Annotated in this window: 13 protein-coding genes; 9 read left to right on the plus strand and 4 right to left on the minus strand. The window is 60.9% G+C overall.

Going from position 1 to position 17,062, the window contains the following annotated elements; translation table 11 throughout:
- Positions 1-262: 262 nt before the first annotated feature.
- From rlmKL to rmf, 5 genes are all read left to right on the plus strand, one after another.
- On the plus strand, positions 263-2,434 hold the full coding sequence (rlmKL, locus tag AB5Y91_RS09180; RefSeq protein WP_262110379.1) for a bifunctional 23S rRNA (guanine(2069)-N(7))-methyltransferase RlmK/23S rRNA (guanine(2445)-N(2))-methyltransferase RlmL: 2,172 nt from the start codon (positions 263-265) through the stop codon (positions 2,432-2,434).
- The gene (locus AB5Y91_RS09185) at positions 2,434-2,664 is read left to right on the plus strand and encodes a glutaredoxin family protein (protein ID WP_111910621.1); all 231 of its coding nucleotides are present in this window, start codon (positions 2,434-2,436) and stop codon (positions 2,662-2,664) included. Before rlmKL ends, AB5Y91_RS09185 begins: the two co-directional genes overlap by 1 nt.
- Before the next feature lie 68 nt (positions 2,665-2,732).
- A complete protein-coding gene (locus AB5Y91_RS09190; RefSeq protein ID WP_368169607.1) occupies positions 2,733-4,643 on the plus strand; it encodes an ABC transporter ATP-binding protein in 1,911 nt (636 codons plus the stop codon).
- 8 nt (positions 4,644-4,651) lie between these two features.
- Positions 4,652-6,298, plus strand: a complete 1,647-nt coding sequence (locus tag AB5Y91_RS09195; protein ID WP_368169608.1) for a DUF3466 family protein — start codon at positions 4,652-4,654, stop codon at positions 6,296-6,298.
- A gap of 161 nt (positions 6,299-6,459) precedes the next feature.
- Positions 6,460-6,636: a ribosome modulation factor gene (rmf, locus tag AB5Y91_RS09200; protein WP_010674759.1), complete on the plus strand. Its 177-nt coding sequence runs from the start codon at positions 6,460-6,462 to the stop codon at positions 6,634-6,636.
- Between the two features lie 84 nt (positions 6,637-6,720).
- Here the strand turns inward: rmf and fabA are convergent, their stop codons facing one another.
- The 4 genes from fabA to AB5Y91_RS09220 all read right to left on the minus strand — a co-directional run bounded on the left by fabA (position 6,721) and on the right by AB5Y91_RS09220 (position 11,398).
- Positions 6,721-7,281, minus strand: a complete 561-nt coding sequence (gene fabA, locus AB5Y91_RS09205) for a 3-hydroxyacyl-[acyl-carrier-protein] dehydratase FabA (protein WP_106886764.1) — start codon at positions 7,279-7,281, stop codon at positions 6,721-6,723.
- Between the two features lie 78 nt (positions 7,282-7,359).
- On the minus strand, positions 7,360-9,336 hold the full coding sequence (locus AB5Y91_RS09210) for a Lon protease family protein (RefSeq protein ID WP_368169609.1): 1,977 nt from the start codon (positions 9,334-9,336) through the stop codon (positions 7,360-7,362).
- A 190-nt stretch (positions 9,337-9,526) separates the two neighbouring features.
- Entirely contained in the window at positions 9,527-10,804 is a 1,278-nt protein-coding gene (locus tag AB5Y91_RS09215; protein WP_368169610.1) for a tyrosine-type recombinase/integrase, read from the minus strand.
- 288 nt (positions 10,805-11,092) lie between these two features.
- Positions 11,093-11,398, minus strand: a complete 306-nt coding sequence (locus AB5Y91_RS09220; RefSeq protein WP_338892407.1) for a YebG family protein — start codon at positions 11,396-11,398, stop codon at positions 11,093-11,095.
- A 256-nt stretch (positions 11,399-11,654) separates the two neighbouring features.
- Here AB5Y91_RS09220 and AB5Y91_RS09225 point away from each other — a divergent pair, with 256 nt between their 5' ends.
- From AB5Y91_RS09225 to rsmF, 4 genes are all read left to right on the plus strand, one after another.
- Complete coding sequence (locus AB5Y91_RS09225) at positions 11,655-12,299, plus strand: paraquat-inducible protein A (RefSeq protein WP_106886778.1); 645 nt, start codon at positions 11,655-11,657, stop codon at positions 12,297-12,299.
- Positions 12,277-12,885, plus strand: coding sequence for a paraquat-inducible protein A (locus AB5Y91_RS09230; protein WP_368169611.1), 609 nt, complete (start codon positions 12,277-12,279; stop codon positions 12,883-12,885). The genes AB5Y91_RS09225 and AB5Y91_RS09230 overlap by 23 nt, the downstream gene beginning before the upstream one ends.
- Before the next feature lie 55 nt (positions 12,886-12,940).
- The gene (locus AB5Y91_RS09235; RefSeq protein WP_368169612.1) at positions 12,941-15,493 is read left to right on the plus strand and encodes an MlaD family protein; all 2,553 of its coding nucleotides are present in this window, start codon (positions 12,941-12,943) and stop codon (positions 15,491-15,493) included.
- Between the two features lie 129 nt (positions 15,494-15,622).
- Entirely contained in the window at positions 15,623-17,053 is a 1,431-nt protein-coding gene (gene rsmF, locus AB5Y91_RS09240; protein ID WP_368169613.1) for a 16S rRNA (cytosine(1407)-C(5))-methyltransferase RsmF, read from the plus strand.
- The last annotated feature ends 9 nt before the right edge of the window (positions 17,054-17,062 follow it).

A 17,062-nucleotide genomic window follows, 5' to 3' on the forward strand; every position in this document is an offset into this window, starting at 1 on the left:
GGTTGATATTCATACGCCCTCGGAATAACCGACGCCGGTTATTTATCGCTCGTCTCTCCCATGCCATTGCGGCACCTTCCTTGAGTCAATTCGTCGCCGTTCGGCGCACGCCCTTCTGCACTGGATATTGAGTTGCCTCATCGAGCCCGCGCCCTCTGTGCCGGTGACAAGAGCAAAAAATGGTAGCCATTGCGTCGGCCAGCCCCTTTATATTCGCGCGAACCCCAAGGTTCGGATGCCGAGTGCGGGCCGATAAGGTATAATGCGGCACTATTTTTATGGCATCCCCGTGAGCGTGATGAAAGAATTTTTTGCAACCTGCCCCAAGGGGCTGGAAAACCTGCTGGCCGTCGAGCTGACCACCCTGGGCGCGGAGCAGGTCCGTGAGACCGTGGCCGGCGTCCACTTCAAAGGCGAACTGGCCATCGGCTACAAGGCCTGCCTGTGGAGCCGTTTCGCCTCCCGCATCGTGCTGGTGCTCTCCGAATTCCAGATGAACGACGATCTGGATCTCTATCTCGGTGCCCACACCATTCCCTGGGAAGAGCACTTCCCCGGTACCGCCACCATAGCCGTGGACTTCACCGGTACCAACCCGGCCATTCGCAACACCCAGTACGGCGCGCTGAAGATCAAGGATGCCATCGTTGATCGCTTCACCAAGCGCGGCCATGTGCGCCCGGACGTCGACAAGAAGTCGCCGGACATTCGCATCATGGCGCACCTGGGCAAGGGCAAGGCCAACATAACCCTGGACCTGTCCGGCCCGGCGCTGCATCAGCGCTTCTACCGTCAGGGCACAGGCGAAGCGCCCCTTAAAGAGAACCTGGCCTGCGCCATGATTGCGCGCAGCGGCTGGACCGGCGAGCCCATGATGGACCCCATGTGCGGTTCCGGCACCCTGCTGATCGAAGCGGCCTTCATCGCCGCCGACATGGCGCCGGCCCTGCGCCGGGAGCGCTTCGGTTTCGATCGCTGGCTGCAACACGATGGCGATCTGTGGCAGAGCCTGATGATGGAAGCCCAGGTGCGCGCCAAGCGTGGCATGCAGCGCTGCGAAGTGAAGCTGTTTGGCTGCGATGCCGACCCTCGTGTGCTGATGAAGGCACGCGACAATGCCAAGGCGGCCGGTGTGGCCCACCTCATCACCTTCAAGCAGGCCGACGTGACCGCGCTTGAGAACCCGCTGCCGCAAGCCGCCGCAGAAGGGGAGGCCCGCGAAGTCGGCATGCTGATCTCCAACCCGCCCTATGGCGAGCGTCTGGGGGAGTTCCCGGCCCTGCTGGAAGTGCACCAGGCCCTGGGCGATGCCCTGCGCCGCAGCTTCCAGGGCTGGAAGGTCACTATTCTGTCTGCCTCGCCTGAGCTGCTGAGCTGCCTGCGCCTGCGGGCCGACAAGCAATATCGTCTGTTCAACGGTGCCCTCGAGTGCCAGCTGCGCAACTACCAGATAGCGCTCGACTCCGTGGCCTCCCAGAAAGAGGTGGCCCAGGACTTCGCAAACCGTCTGCGCAAGAATCTGAAGACCCTCGAGAAGTGGGCCAGCAAGGAGGGGATCGACTGCTATCGCCTCTATGACGCCGACTTGCCGGAATACAACGCCGCCATCGACCGCTATCGGGATTACCTGGTGGTGCAGGAGTACGCCGCGCCCAAGGACATTCCCGCCCAGAAGACCCGTCAGCGTCTGCTCGACATGGTGCAGGCCGCCATCAAGGTGACCGGCATGGACGGCGAGAAGGTGATCCTGAAGGTGCGCGAGCGTCAGGAAGGCAAGCAGCAGTACCAGAAGCTCTCCGAAGAGCAGCACAGAATGGAGGTGCAGGAGTACGGCGCCCGTCTGTGGGTCAACCTCTATGACTACCTGGATACCGGCCTCTTCCTCGATCACCGTCAGACCCGTCGCATGCTGGGTCAGATGGCCCGCGGCAAGCGCTTCCTGAACCTGTTCGCCTATACCGGCAGTGCCACCGTGCACGCGGGCCTTGGCGGGGCGAGCGAAACCACGACTGTGGACATGTCCCACACCTACCTCAACTGGGCGCAGGACAACATGCGGCTCAACTCGCTGGTGGGTCGTCAGCACAAGTTCGTCCAGGCCGATTGCCTGAAGTGGCTCTCCGAGGCCGAAGATCAGTACGATCTCATCTTCATCGATCCGCCCACCTTCTCCAACTCCAAGCGGATGGACGAGAGCTTCGACGTGCAGCGGGATCACCTGCTGCTGATGCAGCACCTCAAACGCCTGCTGGCGGCGGACGGCACCCTGGTGTTCTCCAACAACAAGCGCCACTTCAAGATGGATCTGGCCGGTCTCGAGGCCGCTGGCCTCAAGGCCCAGAACATCACCGGCAAGACCCGGCCCAAGGATTTTGAGCGCAACCAGCATATCCACAACTGCTGGATCATCACCCACGCCGAGACGCAGGCCTGATGCTGACCCTGTTTCACACCGACGGCTGCCACCTGTGCGAACAGGCCTGGGCGCTGGTGGAGGAGGCTGGCCTTGCCGCCAGTACTCGCCAGTGTGACATCATGGAGGACGAGCAGTGGCTTGCGGCCTACCGGGTGCGCATCCCTGTGCTGCGGGATGACGCCGGCCGCGAACTGGGCTGGCCCTTCACCCTGGCACAGCTCAAGGGCTGGCTTGCCCATCAGGGGTGAGGCTGATTTGACGATGAAACGGGGGCAGAGTCTGCCGCCCGTTTTTTCATAAGTAACAAGGAACAAACATGGCACTTTTGACATTGCACGGCGCTTGTCTGTCGTTCAGTGATTTCCCGCTGCTCGACAATGCCGAGCTGACCATAGAGCGTGGCGAGCGCCTCTGTCTGGTGGGGCGCAACGGGGCGGGCAAGTCCACCCTGATGAAGGTCATCGCCGGTGAGCTCTCCCTGGATGACGGCCGTCTGGTGTTGCAGCAGGACTTGAAGGTGACCCGTCTCGAGCAGGATCCTCCCGCCTCGAGCGAGCTGACCGTGTTCGACTATGCCGCCGAAGGGCTGGCCGGGGTGGGTGAGCTGCTCAAGCAGTATCACCACATCTCCCTGGAGCTGGGCCACGATCCCTCCGATGCCAACATCCGCAAGATGAGCGAGTTGCAGGAGCAGCTCGATTATCAGAACGGCTGGCAGCTCGAGACTCGCATCAGCCAGGTGCTGACCCTGCTGGGGCTGGATCCCGACGTGACCCTCGACAGTTTATCCGGTGGCTGGCTGCGCAAGGTGGCCCTGGCCCGTGCGCTCGCCTGTGACCCGGATCTGCTGCTGCTGGACGAGCCGACCAACCACCTGGACATAGACGCCATCAACTGGCTGGAAGAGTTCCTCAAGGATTTTCGCGGCGCCATCGTCTTCATCTCCCACGATCGGGAGTTCATTCACAAACTGGCGACCCGGATCATCGATCTCGATCGGGGCGCCATCACCTCCTGGCCCGGCAATTACGATCAGTACCTGCAAGGGAAGGAGGAGTGGTTGCGGGTCGAGGAGCTGAAAAACGCCGAGTTCGACCGCAAGCTGGCCCAGGAAGAGGTGTGGGTGCGTCAGGGCATCAAGGCCCGCCGTACCCGCAACGAAGGCCGGGTGCGCGCCCTCGAGGCGATGCGCATGGAGCGCAGCCAGCGCCGTGAGCTGCAAGGCAAGGCCAAGCTGCAGATGGACGACGTCAACCGCTCCGGCAAGCTGGTGTTCGAGACCGAAGGGCTAGGACTGGACTTTGGCGATCGCACCCTGTTCCAGGGGCTGGATCTGCAGGTGCTGCGGGGCGACAAGATTGCCCTGGTCGGCCCCAACGGCTGCGGCAAATCCACCCTCATCAAGCTCTTGCTGGGTCAGCTCGAGCCGAGCCGCGGGCTGGTCAAGGGCGGCACCAACCTGGAAGTGGCCTATTTCGATCAGTACCGCGAACAGCTCGATCCCGAGCAGACTGTGGTGGACAACGTGGGGGAGGGCAAGCAGGAAGTGATGGTGCGCGGCCGCTCCCGCCATATCCTCGGCTACCTGCAGGACTTCCTGTTTGAACCCAAACGGGCGCGGACCCCGGTCAAGGCCTTGTCAGGGGGCGAGAAAAACCGTCTACTGTTGGCCAAGCTGTTCCTCAAACCCAGTAACTTGTTGATTTTGGATGAACCAACCAACGACCTGGATGTCGAAACGCTGGAACTTTTGGAAGAGCTGCTGACCGATTATCCGGGCACCCTGCTGCTGGTCAGCCACGATCGCCGTTTCATCGACAATACGGTGACCGGCTGCTGGCTGTTTGAAGGGGATGGGCGGATCAGCGATTATGTGGGCGGCTATGCCGACATGATGGCCACCCGGGCCCAGCAGAGTCAGCAACAGGCGATCAAGGCGGCCGCGGCCAAGGTGGCAGAGCCTGTCGCGTTGACGGCTGAGCCGGCGAAAAAAACACGCAAACTCTCTTACAAGTTGCAACTGGAGCTGGATAATCTGCCAGCCCGGCTGGAGCAGCTGGAAACGGAATTCGATGCCCTGCAGGCGGAGATCAACCATCCCGGCTTCTTCTCCCTGCCGGCGGAGCAGACCCAGTCCAAACTGGATGCATTGCATGCGGCAGAGGCCGCATTGGAACACGCCTTCTCCCGTTGGGAGGAGTTGGAAGCGTTGAAACATCAAGACTAAGGAAGTAGATGAAAAAGCAATTATCCATGCTGGCCATCCTGGTCGGCGCCAGCCTCAACGCGCAGGCGGCACAAAGCTCCTTCTTCACCATTGTCGATGACGAAGTCAAAGGATATGCCAGCGGGATCAGTACCGATGGCAGCGGACTCATCGGGATCAATACCAAGAACAACATGGCTGAGTACTTCTCGACCGTGCGCTCTGCCGACTTCCTGGTCGATCGTTTCCGCTTCGAGCAGGGTTGCTTCCTTTCAAGCTCCGTCTGTGACTCCTTCTGGGACGAGAATCCGGGCTTTGCCTACCAGTGGCGCCGCGATTTCCTCGATGGTGTCGATCAGCGTAGCGGCATCGGCTATGTTGCCACCACTCAGACCGATGGCCTGGTAACGGCTCTGGGGGATGCCCCGACCGACCGCGCGGGTTACAAGATGGACGGCAAGCTGCGCACCGCCTTTGCCATCGTCAATGACGGCAACCCGGTCGAGCTGAAAGATGCCGCCGGCGCCCACAGCCTGAGCGTCCCGACCAGCATCAAGAAGCTGGACAACGGTCAGTACCTGGTGACAGGGACAGCCGCCAGCGGCAAGTACCGCCACAACGTGGGTGGTGACTTCTATAACTGGTGTTTCGCCGGCAATGACGATGAGTATGGTGACTTTCGTTACTGCCCCGGGGTCGATACCCAGGCCAGCTTCTGGCTGCTCAATGGCTCGGGTGGTTTCAACAAGCTGATACAGGCCAGCGACTATGGCCGTCAGCGCGACGAAGTGCTGCAGACCGCGTCTGCATTTGGTGCGGCGACATTCAACGGCACCCTGTACGGCGTTGGCTACAGCTCCACCGGTGAGGTAGGGTCGGGGGATCTCGACGGCCGCAACCTGGCCAGCTACTGGACCCTGGACCTCGATGCCGGCACAGTGGGTGCCACCAAGATCATCCCGCTGCCCGATGGCGAGCCTGGCAAGGATGACAGCGTGCTGCAAAATAGCTGGGCTGTGTCTGTCAACGAGAATGGCTATGTGATCGGTAACCAGCGTTACAGCATCAACAAGGGTCAGAACCGACCGACCGAGATGTTCCTGTTCAATCTGAACAATCCGAGCTCTGCGGCCAGCATCCCCCTGCAGGACAAGCCGCTCTCTGGCTCCGGCTCCGAGGGCGCTGCCATCAACGATCACAACATGGTGGTCGGCTGGCGTGACTCCCGTCATCAGACCCAGCCTGTGGCCAACGGCACCAACCGCATGCAGGAAGCCTTCCTGCTCAATGCGGCGTCCCCGAGCAACAACTGGTACCTGAACGACCTGATCTGTGGCCTGGATGATGCCGGTGCCAAGCAGTGTGCCCAGAATGGCAAGTATTACCACATCGCCTACGCCAGCGGCATCAGCAGCGATGGCACCATAGCGGCGACCGCCTATCGCTACAACAGCGAGAGCGATCTGAACCTGCGTACCAACGCAACCGTGGTCGCCGTCAAGCTGACACCGGCCGTGGCGGACTATCAGGGCAACAAGCCCGCTGAATATGTGGTGAGCAATGCCCCGGTCAACAACCAGACCGGTCAGGATGGTGAAGATGGTGGTGGTGGCAGCCTGTTCTGGTTGACTCTGCTGGCCTTGCCCTTCGCCTGGCTGCGCCGTTACCAGCGATAAAAAATGTGTCATCAAAAATTAATGCAGTTCAGTATCTTGTGTCACAACGTCTGAATAGCATGGAATTTTTTGTTTGACCCTGCTTCCCCCCTGGGGTAAAGATGAAAGCGACCCGGTGAAAACTTGGTCGCTTTTTTGTTCCACGAAGAGGGTCGTAGATGATGAAGAGACAGAAACGGGACCGTCTGGAAAGAGCACGCGCTCGTGGTTATCAGGCTGGCGTAGTCGGCAAACAGAAAGAAGCGTGTCCGTACCAATGCCTGGATGCCAGAGGGCACTGGCTTGGTGGTTGGCGCGACGCCATGGAGGGGCGAGGCTCAGGCCTCTTCATGAAGTAACCGAGACTTCATCACTCATTGCAAAAAGGAAAGGGGCCATGGCGGCCCCTTTACGTTGTCACTCTCTGACCGGGTCAGAGCAGATCAGAATGCGGTGGTGTCTTTGAACAGGCCCACTTTCAGGTCGGTCGCGCTGTAGATGGGACGACCATCCACCTCGACCACGCCGTCGGCAATGCCCATCACCAGCTTGCGGTTGATGACGCGCTTGAAGGTGATCTTGTAGGTCACTTTCTTGGCGGTCGGCAGGATCTGGCCGGTGAATTTCACCTCGCCCACGCCCAGAGCGCGTCCCTTGCCCGGACCGCCTTTCCAGCCCAGGAAGAAACCGACCAGCTGCCACATGGCATCCAGACCCAGACAGCCCGGCATGACGGGATCGCCAGGGAAATGGCAGTCGAAGAACCAGAGATCCGGAGTGATATCGAGTTCGGCCAGGATTTCGCCTTTGCCGTGTTCGCCACCGTTGTCAGTGATCTTGACGATGCGATCCATCATCAGCATGTTGGGGGCGGGCAGTTGGCTGTTACCCTCACCAAATAATTCGCCACGGCTGCAAGCAAGCAGCTCTTCACGGGTAAACGACTCTTTACCTTGTTCACACAGGGAGAGGTGGGTATTAGTGGTGTCGTTATCTAGGGTCACGCTGTTTATCCTTCATATGGGTCAAAGCCGGGCCAATTTAGCTTACAGTTGTTCGCTAAACAACTCCGATCACTTTATTTAGAGGCCGAATAGACGGCCCAGCAGGTTGCGCAGCACGCCACTCTTGGGTGCAGTGCCATTGAGTTCATCCAGTCTGTCCTGGATCCGGCCAAACAGGGTGTCCGGCATGTCAGGCTCGCCGGCTACACAGCCGGTCAGCAATTCGATGGCCTCTTCCACATGATCCACCGGGTGGATATGGAACTGGCCCGCTTCGACGGCGGCGATCACCTCATCGGAGAGGTTGAGCTGCTGGGCGTTGGTACCGGGCAGAATGATACCTTGCTTGCCGGTGATGCCGTGGATTTTGCACACCCGGAAGAAGCCTTCGATCTTCTCGTTCACGCCACCCACAGCCTGCACGTTGCCGAACTGATCGACCGCACCGGTCACCGCGAAGCGCTGGGAGATGGGTTGGCGGGCGAGGGCAGAGAGCAGGGCGCACAGACCTGTCAGGGAGGCGCTGTCGCCGTCAATCTCGTGATAGGACTGCTCGAACACCAGGTTTGCAGAGAGTGGTGAGGGGTTCTCTGCGCCGAACTTGTTGGAGAGATAGCCGTGGATGATCATCATCGCCTTGGCATGAATGTGGCCGGCGAGCTCTGCCTTGCGCTCGATGTCGGCCACGTCGCCATCCCCCAGGTGTACTGTGGCGGTCAGCCGCACCGGTTCACCGAAGTCATAAGGATGACCGGCTACCTGAATGACGGAGAGGCCGTTGATCTGGCCGACCTCTTCACCGTCGGTCTGTAGCAGGATCTGGCCATCGATGACCCCCTGATCGGATTGCTCCACCAGGTAGTTGAGGCGGTAATCCTGCTCCTCCAGGGCGAGCAGTATGTGCTCGTCGGTGACGGTCGTTGCCTCCAGCTCGCGGGCCAGGCTGTCGGCCATGCGCATGATGGCGCTGAGTTGCACCTCCGAGAGGGAGAGCCACTCCTGATGGTCACAGAGACGACTGGCATGGCGACACAGGGCGAGGAGGGCACCCGGAGTGAAGTCCAGCAGGTTCCAGCGCAGCCGCAGCCAGGCCAGGTATTGCAGGAACTCGGGCAAGTCCTCTTCGATGTTCACCTCGGACACCAGATCGGCGCGCAGGAAGATGCGCTCGGACATGTCTCTGTCCAGCATCTGGAACTCGGCCACTTCCAGCCGGTCGCCCACCAGGATCAGTTTGAACCGGATAGGCGTAGCCTCGGGGGTGAAGAAGGGGGTCAGGGTCTTGCCTTCCTGATAGGCATTCCAGTCCAGCTCGCCTTTTTGCATGGCGTTCTTGAGCTTGAACCAGAGATGGGGCTGATCGAGCAGCTCGTCGAGCTGCAGGATGAGATAGCCGCCGTTGGCTTCCCGCAGCAGGCCCGGCTCCAGCAGATGCTGGTTGGCATAGACCGAGCCTTGCTCCGTCTGATAGTTGATGGAGCCAAACAGGGTGTCCCAGTTCAGGTCCCGGCCATAGATGACGGGGGCCTGCTGCTCTTCGTGATGGATCAGCAGGTTGATGAGCACCGGGTGCTGGAATTCGAGCCCCTGAGCCACGTGCGCCGCCAGATCGGAGAGAAAGTCCACAATCTTGGGGTCATTTTCCTGCTTGCGGATGATCCGGGTGACCAGGCGTTCGGCATCCAGGTGATGGCTCATCAGCTTGAGCAGCTCGCCAACCATCTCGCAGAATTCGAACCCGGTACCGGGTTGCAGGCGCAGCCAGATAGGCTTGAACGGGTTGTTGAGGTTCTCGGTGTAACAGAGATCGAAAAGGTCGCCATCCTTGCCATTGGAAGAGGCGATCAAGGTCTGGCAGACACTCTCATAATCCGCACCCGGGAAGCCGTTGAGCAGCATGACCGGGCAGTCACCATCAAAACTGGCCAGTCGCTTGATGCCGGAAATGGCTCTGGGTTGCAGGGCGGCAAAAGGGATGGGTTCGAGCTCGCTGAGCGTGGGGAACTGCTCAATCGTGAAAGCGGGTTTTAATTGTTCTGATGTTAATTCAGCCACTTAAGACATCCGGTCGGGGATAGGATCAATTGTTTCCATTATACACAGTTCAATTGGCGGTAACAGGAAACAAGCACACATCATTTAACATAATATGCATTATGCGCGGTCTGTATGAAGGCGATTGGCGGGTATTTTTTCCCGCCATATAACGTTTGGCAGATACGCTGGGTAGCACTTTTACGGACACTCATTCATGCAGGCGATCCAGCGGCTTATGGTTGGCACTCTCGTGGCGTTCGCTGTTGCCGGTGTGCAGGTATTTGGAGGTGGTGTCTATGCTGTCGTGTCCCGCGTCTGCCTGTACGTGTGACAGTGGCCGGCCATGCAGGTTGATGTCGTGGGTGATGCCGGTATGGCGAATGGAATGCGGCGTCAGGGTACGCATCTCGGCGGCATCCTGGGCAAAGCCATCTTGCTCGGCCAGGCTGGCCGCTTGCTCGAAGACAGCAATCACCAGATCCCGCAGTTGGCGGATCCCGAGATTGGCGTTGAGCTCGCCTTGCTCCCGGCCATGGGCCGCCGCCTTGTGGCGCACGAAGAGCGGCGTCTGTTCGCCCGGGGCTGGCAGCGGCGAGAGCCCAAGAAAGGTGCGATAACGTGCCAGTGCATCCAACAAGGCCTGGGAGACGGCCACGGTGCGGCGTTTGCCGCCCTTGCTGCGTGGTATGTCATAGCCCCAGACGCCGGTCTTGCTGTCGCGGCGAAACTGGCTCATGACGGGGCTGAAGCCCGGTCTGGCCGCCACCTCGGAGATACGCAGATAACAGGCGTACATGAGGCAGATGAGAAACCGGCTGCGCTCATGCTGGGCCGGGCATTCGGTTGCCAGCCGCTCGGCGGCCTGCATCACATAGGACCATTGCAATTCGGTAAAGGACTGGGCCTCTTCACCGACATCCTGGCTGTCCGGCCGCTTCACCCGTTGCAGCAGGAGTGCCGGATTGCGGTCCATGTACTCCTCCTGGATCAGGAACTGGAAGAAGGCCGACAGTATGGCGAGCTTGGTCTTCATCGCCTGCTCGCTCAGACGGTATGGCAGCTCGCGGCCCAGTTCCCGCTTGCCGAGAAACGGTCGCCACAAGGGGTTCGGCAACCGCTCTCCCCACTCCTTGTCGAGCACGAACTGGGCCACATTTCGGTATGCGATAAGCCCTTGTGGCGGAGCCTGGCAGTAGTCGAGATAGCGCATCATGATGCGCCTGGTGAGATCCTTGGGACTGATGGCCACCTCGCAGAAACACCAATGCAGGAAGGTGGTCAGCTCGCTGCGGTAGGTCTTGTAGTTGTTCTCGCTGTGGCGTTGCTCCAGCAGCCAGTCGACGGCCAGCTCATAGACGAGGCCGGCATCGGGTACATTGCCCAGGCTGAGAGTGGCCAGATACTGGTTGACCTGGGGGTTGCCCGCCTCCAGATGGAGCAGATTATCGAACAACGGCATGGCGGGTGGCAGTGACGGATGAGTCATGATGGTGCTTGTGAGTCTTGTTGAGTGAAGCTGGCTCGGCGCCGCGCAATCCTGATGCCGATAAATGGGGTTATCGGCATCAGGGGATACCAGATGGCCCGGGGATGAGTCGTCAAGGCTTCCCTGGCGGACCGCGGACACTATGGTATATGGTGTTTATTCAATGACTATGCAGTCTTGTTGGAAATTTCTCGGGGTAAATAGCGAAAAAAATGACTGAAAATGGACTCTTCTTGAATATTGTGGGGCGGAAGCCAGGGTTGGACGCCCTGCCCCGCCCTTATCCTGTCAGGCCACGCTCTTGAGGGATTTTCCCTTGGGCTTCTCGGCATCCACCTTCTCTTCCTTGGGGCTGATCCCCTGCCCCTTGCCACCGCGCAGCACGTTTTGCAGCAGATCCCGCTGCTCGGCCAGGTAAAAGGCGAGGCTCTCCTGCTGCTCGGGTGCCAGCTGAACCGGTGCCCCGGCCAGCAGCGCCATCAGTTCATCGGCGGTATCCAGCAGCTTGTCATAGGCATCCGCCTCTTTCTTGCTGGCAAAGGTCATCTTCTCCACTCCCCCACGCACGACAACATACTTGATCTCAACGGCCATAGTGGCGTCCTCCTCATGATAGTGACTGCAAGTATATGTATGAATATACAGTGTTGCAAATAACACTCAGGATCCGCCACCGCGCCCATCACCGCATCATCTCCCCCTGGTCCGGCAACCGTGTTCAGTGTTTCTCTCTATGGCCCAGCGGGTTGGCCGGCCAGGCCATCTTTTCTTGGCCAGAGGTTTCGCTCCGGCAAGACAGCGAGGGCGTTTTAGGGTAAATTTTATCAATTCCTTCAACAGGTTGAATCGTATGTCGGATCCCCACTCCGTGATCGTCTGCCCGGCGTGTGACTTGCTGATCGAACGCAAGCTGCTGCCCCTGCGTCGTCACGCCCATTGTCCGCGCTGTCACCAGCATCTCTATGGGCGCTATGCTTTTCGTCCTTCCCAGCTGATGGCCCTCACCATCACCGGCTTCCTGCTGCTCCCTTCCGCCTTCTTCGAACCCCTGCTCTACCTGCGCCTGGCCGGGGTCAACTCCGATGCCAACCTGCTCAAAGGCATTCTGATGCTGTTTGAGGAGGGGGAACTCTGGGTGGCGAGCCTGGTGCTCTGGTGCGCCGTGCTGGCGCCGGCGGGGTTGCTGCTCGGCATCTTTGCGCTTGCCTCCGGCCTTGCCAAACGCTGGCACATGCTGGCCCCGACGCTCAAGGCCGTGGAGGTGTTCCGGCACTGGGCCATGCTGGAGGTTTACATCGTCAGCCTGATGGTCGCCCTGTTCAAGCTGATCGACATCGCCGACGTGCGTCTGGGGGGCGGTCTGCTTAGCCTCGGGATATTGATGCTGCTCAACATGACGCTGCTCATTCTCTTCGACCCCGCCCCCTACTGGGAGCGGATACCGCTGCACAACGCCTCGCAGGAGCCGGATCATGATACCGACCAGCGCCCGTGAACTCGGGCTCTGCCGCTGCCACACCTGCGGCCTGCTGGTGCGCTATCAAAGAGCCATGAGCTGCCCTCGCTGCCACAGCCCCCTGCAGATGCGGATCCCCCGTTCGCTCGCCTGGTCATGGGGCCTGCTGGCGCTCGCCACCTTCATGCTGCTGCCCGCCAATCTGCTGCCCATCACCCACTTCTACAACAAGGGATTACTGCAGTCCGATACCATTTTCAGCGGTATCATGGCGCTCTATCGCAGCAAGATGTCGGGCATCGCCACCATAGTGCTGACCGCGAGCATCATAGTCCCCATTGGCAAGATACTGGGGCTGGGCTGGATCTGCTGGCAGTTGCAGCGCAGCAAGCCGGTGCGGCGCAAGCGTCAGCTCATCATGTATCGCGTCATCGATTTCATCGGTCGCTGGTCCATGCTGGACCTGTTCGTGATCTCGCTGATGGTGGCCCTGGTGGATCGCGGTGTCTTGCTCAACGTGCGGGCCGGGCCAGGGGCAACCGCCTTCGCCGGCGTGGTGATCCTCACCATGATGTCGGCCCGGATGCTCGACACCCGCCTGCTGTGGGACAAGGCGGCCCGTTAATGCATTTTTTCTGTATCGGATGTGCTGTGCATCACAGCCAATTTAAGGAGTCGCTATGATCGGGGCTGAACCCGTCATTGAGAAACATCGCTGGTTATCCCCAGTCTGGTTGTTGCCCTTCATCGCCCTCTTGCTGGCGGGTGGTTTCATCTACCAGCAGTGGACGAGCAGCGGTCAACTCATTCGCATCAACTTTGCCCAGGGCAACGGCATCTTGCCGGGCAAGACCCAACTGCGTTATCAGGGGGTGGCCATAGGGGTGGTCCAGGATCTGGAGCTGGCACAGGACGGTCGCAAGATAGCCGTGCTCGCCAAGGTCGACAGCCGCGCCCGCCCGCTCATCCGCAAGGGCTCCGACTTCTGGCTGGTGAGCCCCAAGGCCTCCCTCACCGAGATCTCCGGCCTAGATACCCTGGTCTCCGGCAACTACATCAACCTGCAACCCGGTCGGGACAACAACCCGCTGGAGGACGAGTTCGATGCACTGGACGGCCCGCCCCCTGGCTATCAGGCCCAGGGGCGCACCCTGCACCTGACCGCCGACTCCCTGGGGTCGGTCGGCATAGGTGCCAAAATCTACTTCCGCGGGCTCGAGGTCGGCAGCGTCATCAATACCCGCCTAGGAGAGGATAACCAGAATGTGATCCTGGATCTGGTGATAGAGCCGCGCTTCGAGCACCTGGTCAAGGTGGATACCCGCTTCTGGAATATCAGCGGCATCAAGGGCTCCTTCAGCCTGGCCGGTGTCAGCGTGGAGGCTGGCAGCCTCACCTCCATACTGAGCGGCGGCATAGCGTTCGACTCTCCCAAGGCGTCGCCCGTCGCGCAAAAGGGGCTCAATTTCACCCTCTATAAGGGGCTGGCCGAGGCGGCCCGGGGCGAGCGCATCAGCATCCAGGCGGGGGATCTGCCTGTCAAGGAAGGCATGCCCATTCTCTATGAAGGGATAGAGATTGGCAGGATAGACCCCATTCCCCTGACCGAGCAGGGCCGGGTCGTCACGGCACTGATCAACCCCGAGCAGGCATTTCGAATGACCGGCAAGAGCCGTCTGGTCTGGGAGACTGTCTCCCTCTCCCCCACCGGGGTCAAGCACGCGGATCGCCTGCTGGCCGGACCGGCAATCCGCCTCGACTATGTGGCAGGTGAACAGGTCAGCACCATGACGCTGGCGAGCCAGGAGCAGCGCGATGGCATCAAGCTGACCCTGCAGGCGGACGATCTCGCTGGCTTGAACGAGGGCGCCCCGCTCTGGTTCAAGGGGTTGCAGATAGGCCAGCTGGGCGCACTGACCCTGGATGGCAGCGGCAATGCCAGCGTCAGCCTGGTGGTGAACGAGGGTTATCAGCATCTGCTGAAGCGGGCCCGTTTCTATCGTGCCGCCCCCTTGCAGGTGCAGGCCGATCTGAGCGGCCTCAAGGTGGAGACCAGCCCGGCGAGTGCCTGGTTGGCAGGCGGGATAAAGCTGGTCCAGGCCACCGGGGGGGAGCGTATCGACCGCCTCTACCCCAGCCAGGAGCTGGCCCTGCTCGGCAGCCGTGATGCAAGACCCGAGCGCTGGACACTGCGCGCCGAGCAAGCTGACGGGATAGGCGTAGGCTCCCCCGTCCTCTATCTGGGGCTGGAAGCGGGCAAGGTCAAGGCGTTGAAAGCCGAGGAGCGCGGGGTGGCCATCACCCTGGAGATAGACGCCGTCTACGCCCCCCTGCTCAAGCAGCAGCCCCAGTTCTGGAAGAAGGCGGCCATCGACGGCAAGATCCGGCTCGACGGGGTGCAGGTCAAGATGGGCAACCTCGCCACTTTGCTTCGCGGCGCCATCGAATTTGACCGGCTCGGTACCGGCCGCAGCAGCCATCAGCTGTTTGACAGCAAGGAGCAGGCCAGCACCCAGGTGCGCACCCTGACCCTGACCGCCGACAGCAATCCCGGGCTCGGGGTGGGCAGTCCCATCCGTTATCGCGGGGTGGATATAGGCAAGGTGGAGCAGATTGAACTGGATCCCACCCTGGGTCAGGTGAGCTTCAGGGCCGAGCTGGATGGGCAGTACGCCGCCCGTTTCCTGCAGAGCGGAGCGCGCTACACCCTGGTGCAAGCCAAGCTCGGGCTGGGGGGCGTCTCCCACCTCGACACCCTGATCAAGGGCGCCTTCGTGGAGGCAAGCCCGGGCCAGGGCGCGGGCAAGGAGCGCTTCCCCCTGAGTCAGAGCACCCCCATCGGATTGGCCCTGACCCTCAAGAGCCCCTCCGTCAGCGGTATCAGCGTCGGCAGCCCCCTGCTGTTTCGCAAGATGGTGGTGGGCAGCGTCAGCGGGGTGGCGCTGGCCCGTGATGGCAGCGAGGTGCTGATCGAGGTGAACGTCGCTCAGGAATACGCCCACCTGGTGCGCGCCAACAGCCGCTTCTGGAACGTGTCCGGGGTCAAGGCCGACATCGGCCTGACCGGCGGCACCATAGAGGTGGAAACCGTGCAGAGTCTGCTGACCGGCGGTATCGCCTTCAACACCCCGGAGCGGGAGATGGGGCCGACCGTCAAGGCCGGTCACCACTACCCGCTCTATGGCAAGGCGGAGAAGGAGTGGCTGGAGTGGAGCCCCCGCATCCAGCCCTGATGTTCCCCTGACCCTTTGACCCAAGCCCGGCCCAGTGCCGGGCTTGCTCGTTTTGCCCATCGCCCATTCAGAATATTCCGACCCCTGTGGTACTATGTCGCCCCTCTTTTGGGTCAGCGAGACGGCACTGTGCACGACAATACCTACCTTCCCGAACACTTCCTGCGTCATATCGCGGGCATCATGCCGGCCCATCTCTCCATGGATGCGTTCGTGGCGAGCTGTCGGCGGCCGCTGCGGCGCAGCATCCGGGTCAACACCCTCAAGATCTCGGTGCCCGACTTCGTGACACGCATGGCGCCACTGGGCTGGCAGCTGGATCCCGTGCCCTGGTGCGAGACCGGCTTCTGGCTGACGCGCGCCGACGAGAGCGTGCCCCTTGGCAACAGCGCCGAGCACCTGTGCGGCCTCTTCTACATCCAGGAAGCGAGTTCTATGCTGCCGGTGACGGCGCTGTTTGCGAGCGACAAGATCAAGCGGGACGGCATGTTGCTGGATGCGGCGGCGGCGCCCGGCTCAAAGACTACCCAGGTAGCGGCCCTGATGGACAACCAGGGCATGCTGGTCGCCAATGAGTTTTCCAGCAGCCGGCTCAAGGTGCTGAGCGCCAATATCCAGCGCTGTGGCGTGACCAATGTGGGCATGACCCATTTCGATGCCAAGGTGTTTGGCCAGTGGTTGCCGGAAACCTTCGATGCCATCCTGCTCGATGCCCCCTGCTCCGGGGAAGGCACAGTGCGCAAGGATGAAGATGCCCTGCGCAACTGGAGTCTCGAGAGCATCGAGGAGATTGCCACTGTGCAACAAGGCCTGCTGGAGAGTGCCTTCCACGCCCTCAAACCCGGCGGCGTGCTGGTCTACTCCACCTGCACCCTGAGCCTGCAGGAGAATCAGGCGGTCTGTCAGTCGCTGCGAGACAAGTTCGGCGACGCCCTGAGTGTCGACTCCCTGGCCGACCTCTTCCCCGGTGCCGGGCAGGCCTGTACCCCAGAGGGTTACCTGCATGTCTGGCCCCAGATCTTCGACAGCGAGGGCTTCTTCGTTGCCAGGATCAGCAAGCATCACTCAGTGCCCAATACCATGTTCAAGCCGGGCAAGCTCGGCAAATTCCCCTTCTCCCCGCTGCCGGCGAAAGAGGCCGAGCCCATGTTGCGGGAGATAGAGGCGAGCTTCGGGATAGTTCCGCGCGGCCAGCTGTGTGGCCGTAATGACGAGATCTGGCTCTTCCCTCACGCCTTTGAGCAGGTGCAGGGCAAGCTGCGCTTCGATCGCATCGGCATCAAGCTGGCGGAAACCTTCAAGAAGGGTTATCGCCTCACCCATGAATGGGCGCTGGCTTACGGCAGCCTGGCCACCCGGGGATGTGTCGAGCTGGATGCCGCCAACGGGCGTGAATTCATGATGGGACGGGATGTCTGGCCCGAGCTGGCTCCGGGAGTGGGGGAAGTGATCGTCCGCTATCAGGGGCATCCGCTTGGTATGGGGAAATGGGTGGGGAGTCGCATCAAGAATGCCCTGCCCCGTGAGTTGGTGCGGGACAACAACTTGTTCAATGAGTGAGATGTCGGC

It is taken from the genome of Aeromonas sp. R4-3 (assembly GCF_040908275.1).
Lineage (GTDB): Bacteria > Pseudomonadota > Gammaproteobacteria > Enterobacterales > Aeromonadaceae > Aeromonas > Aeromonas rivipollensis.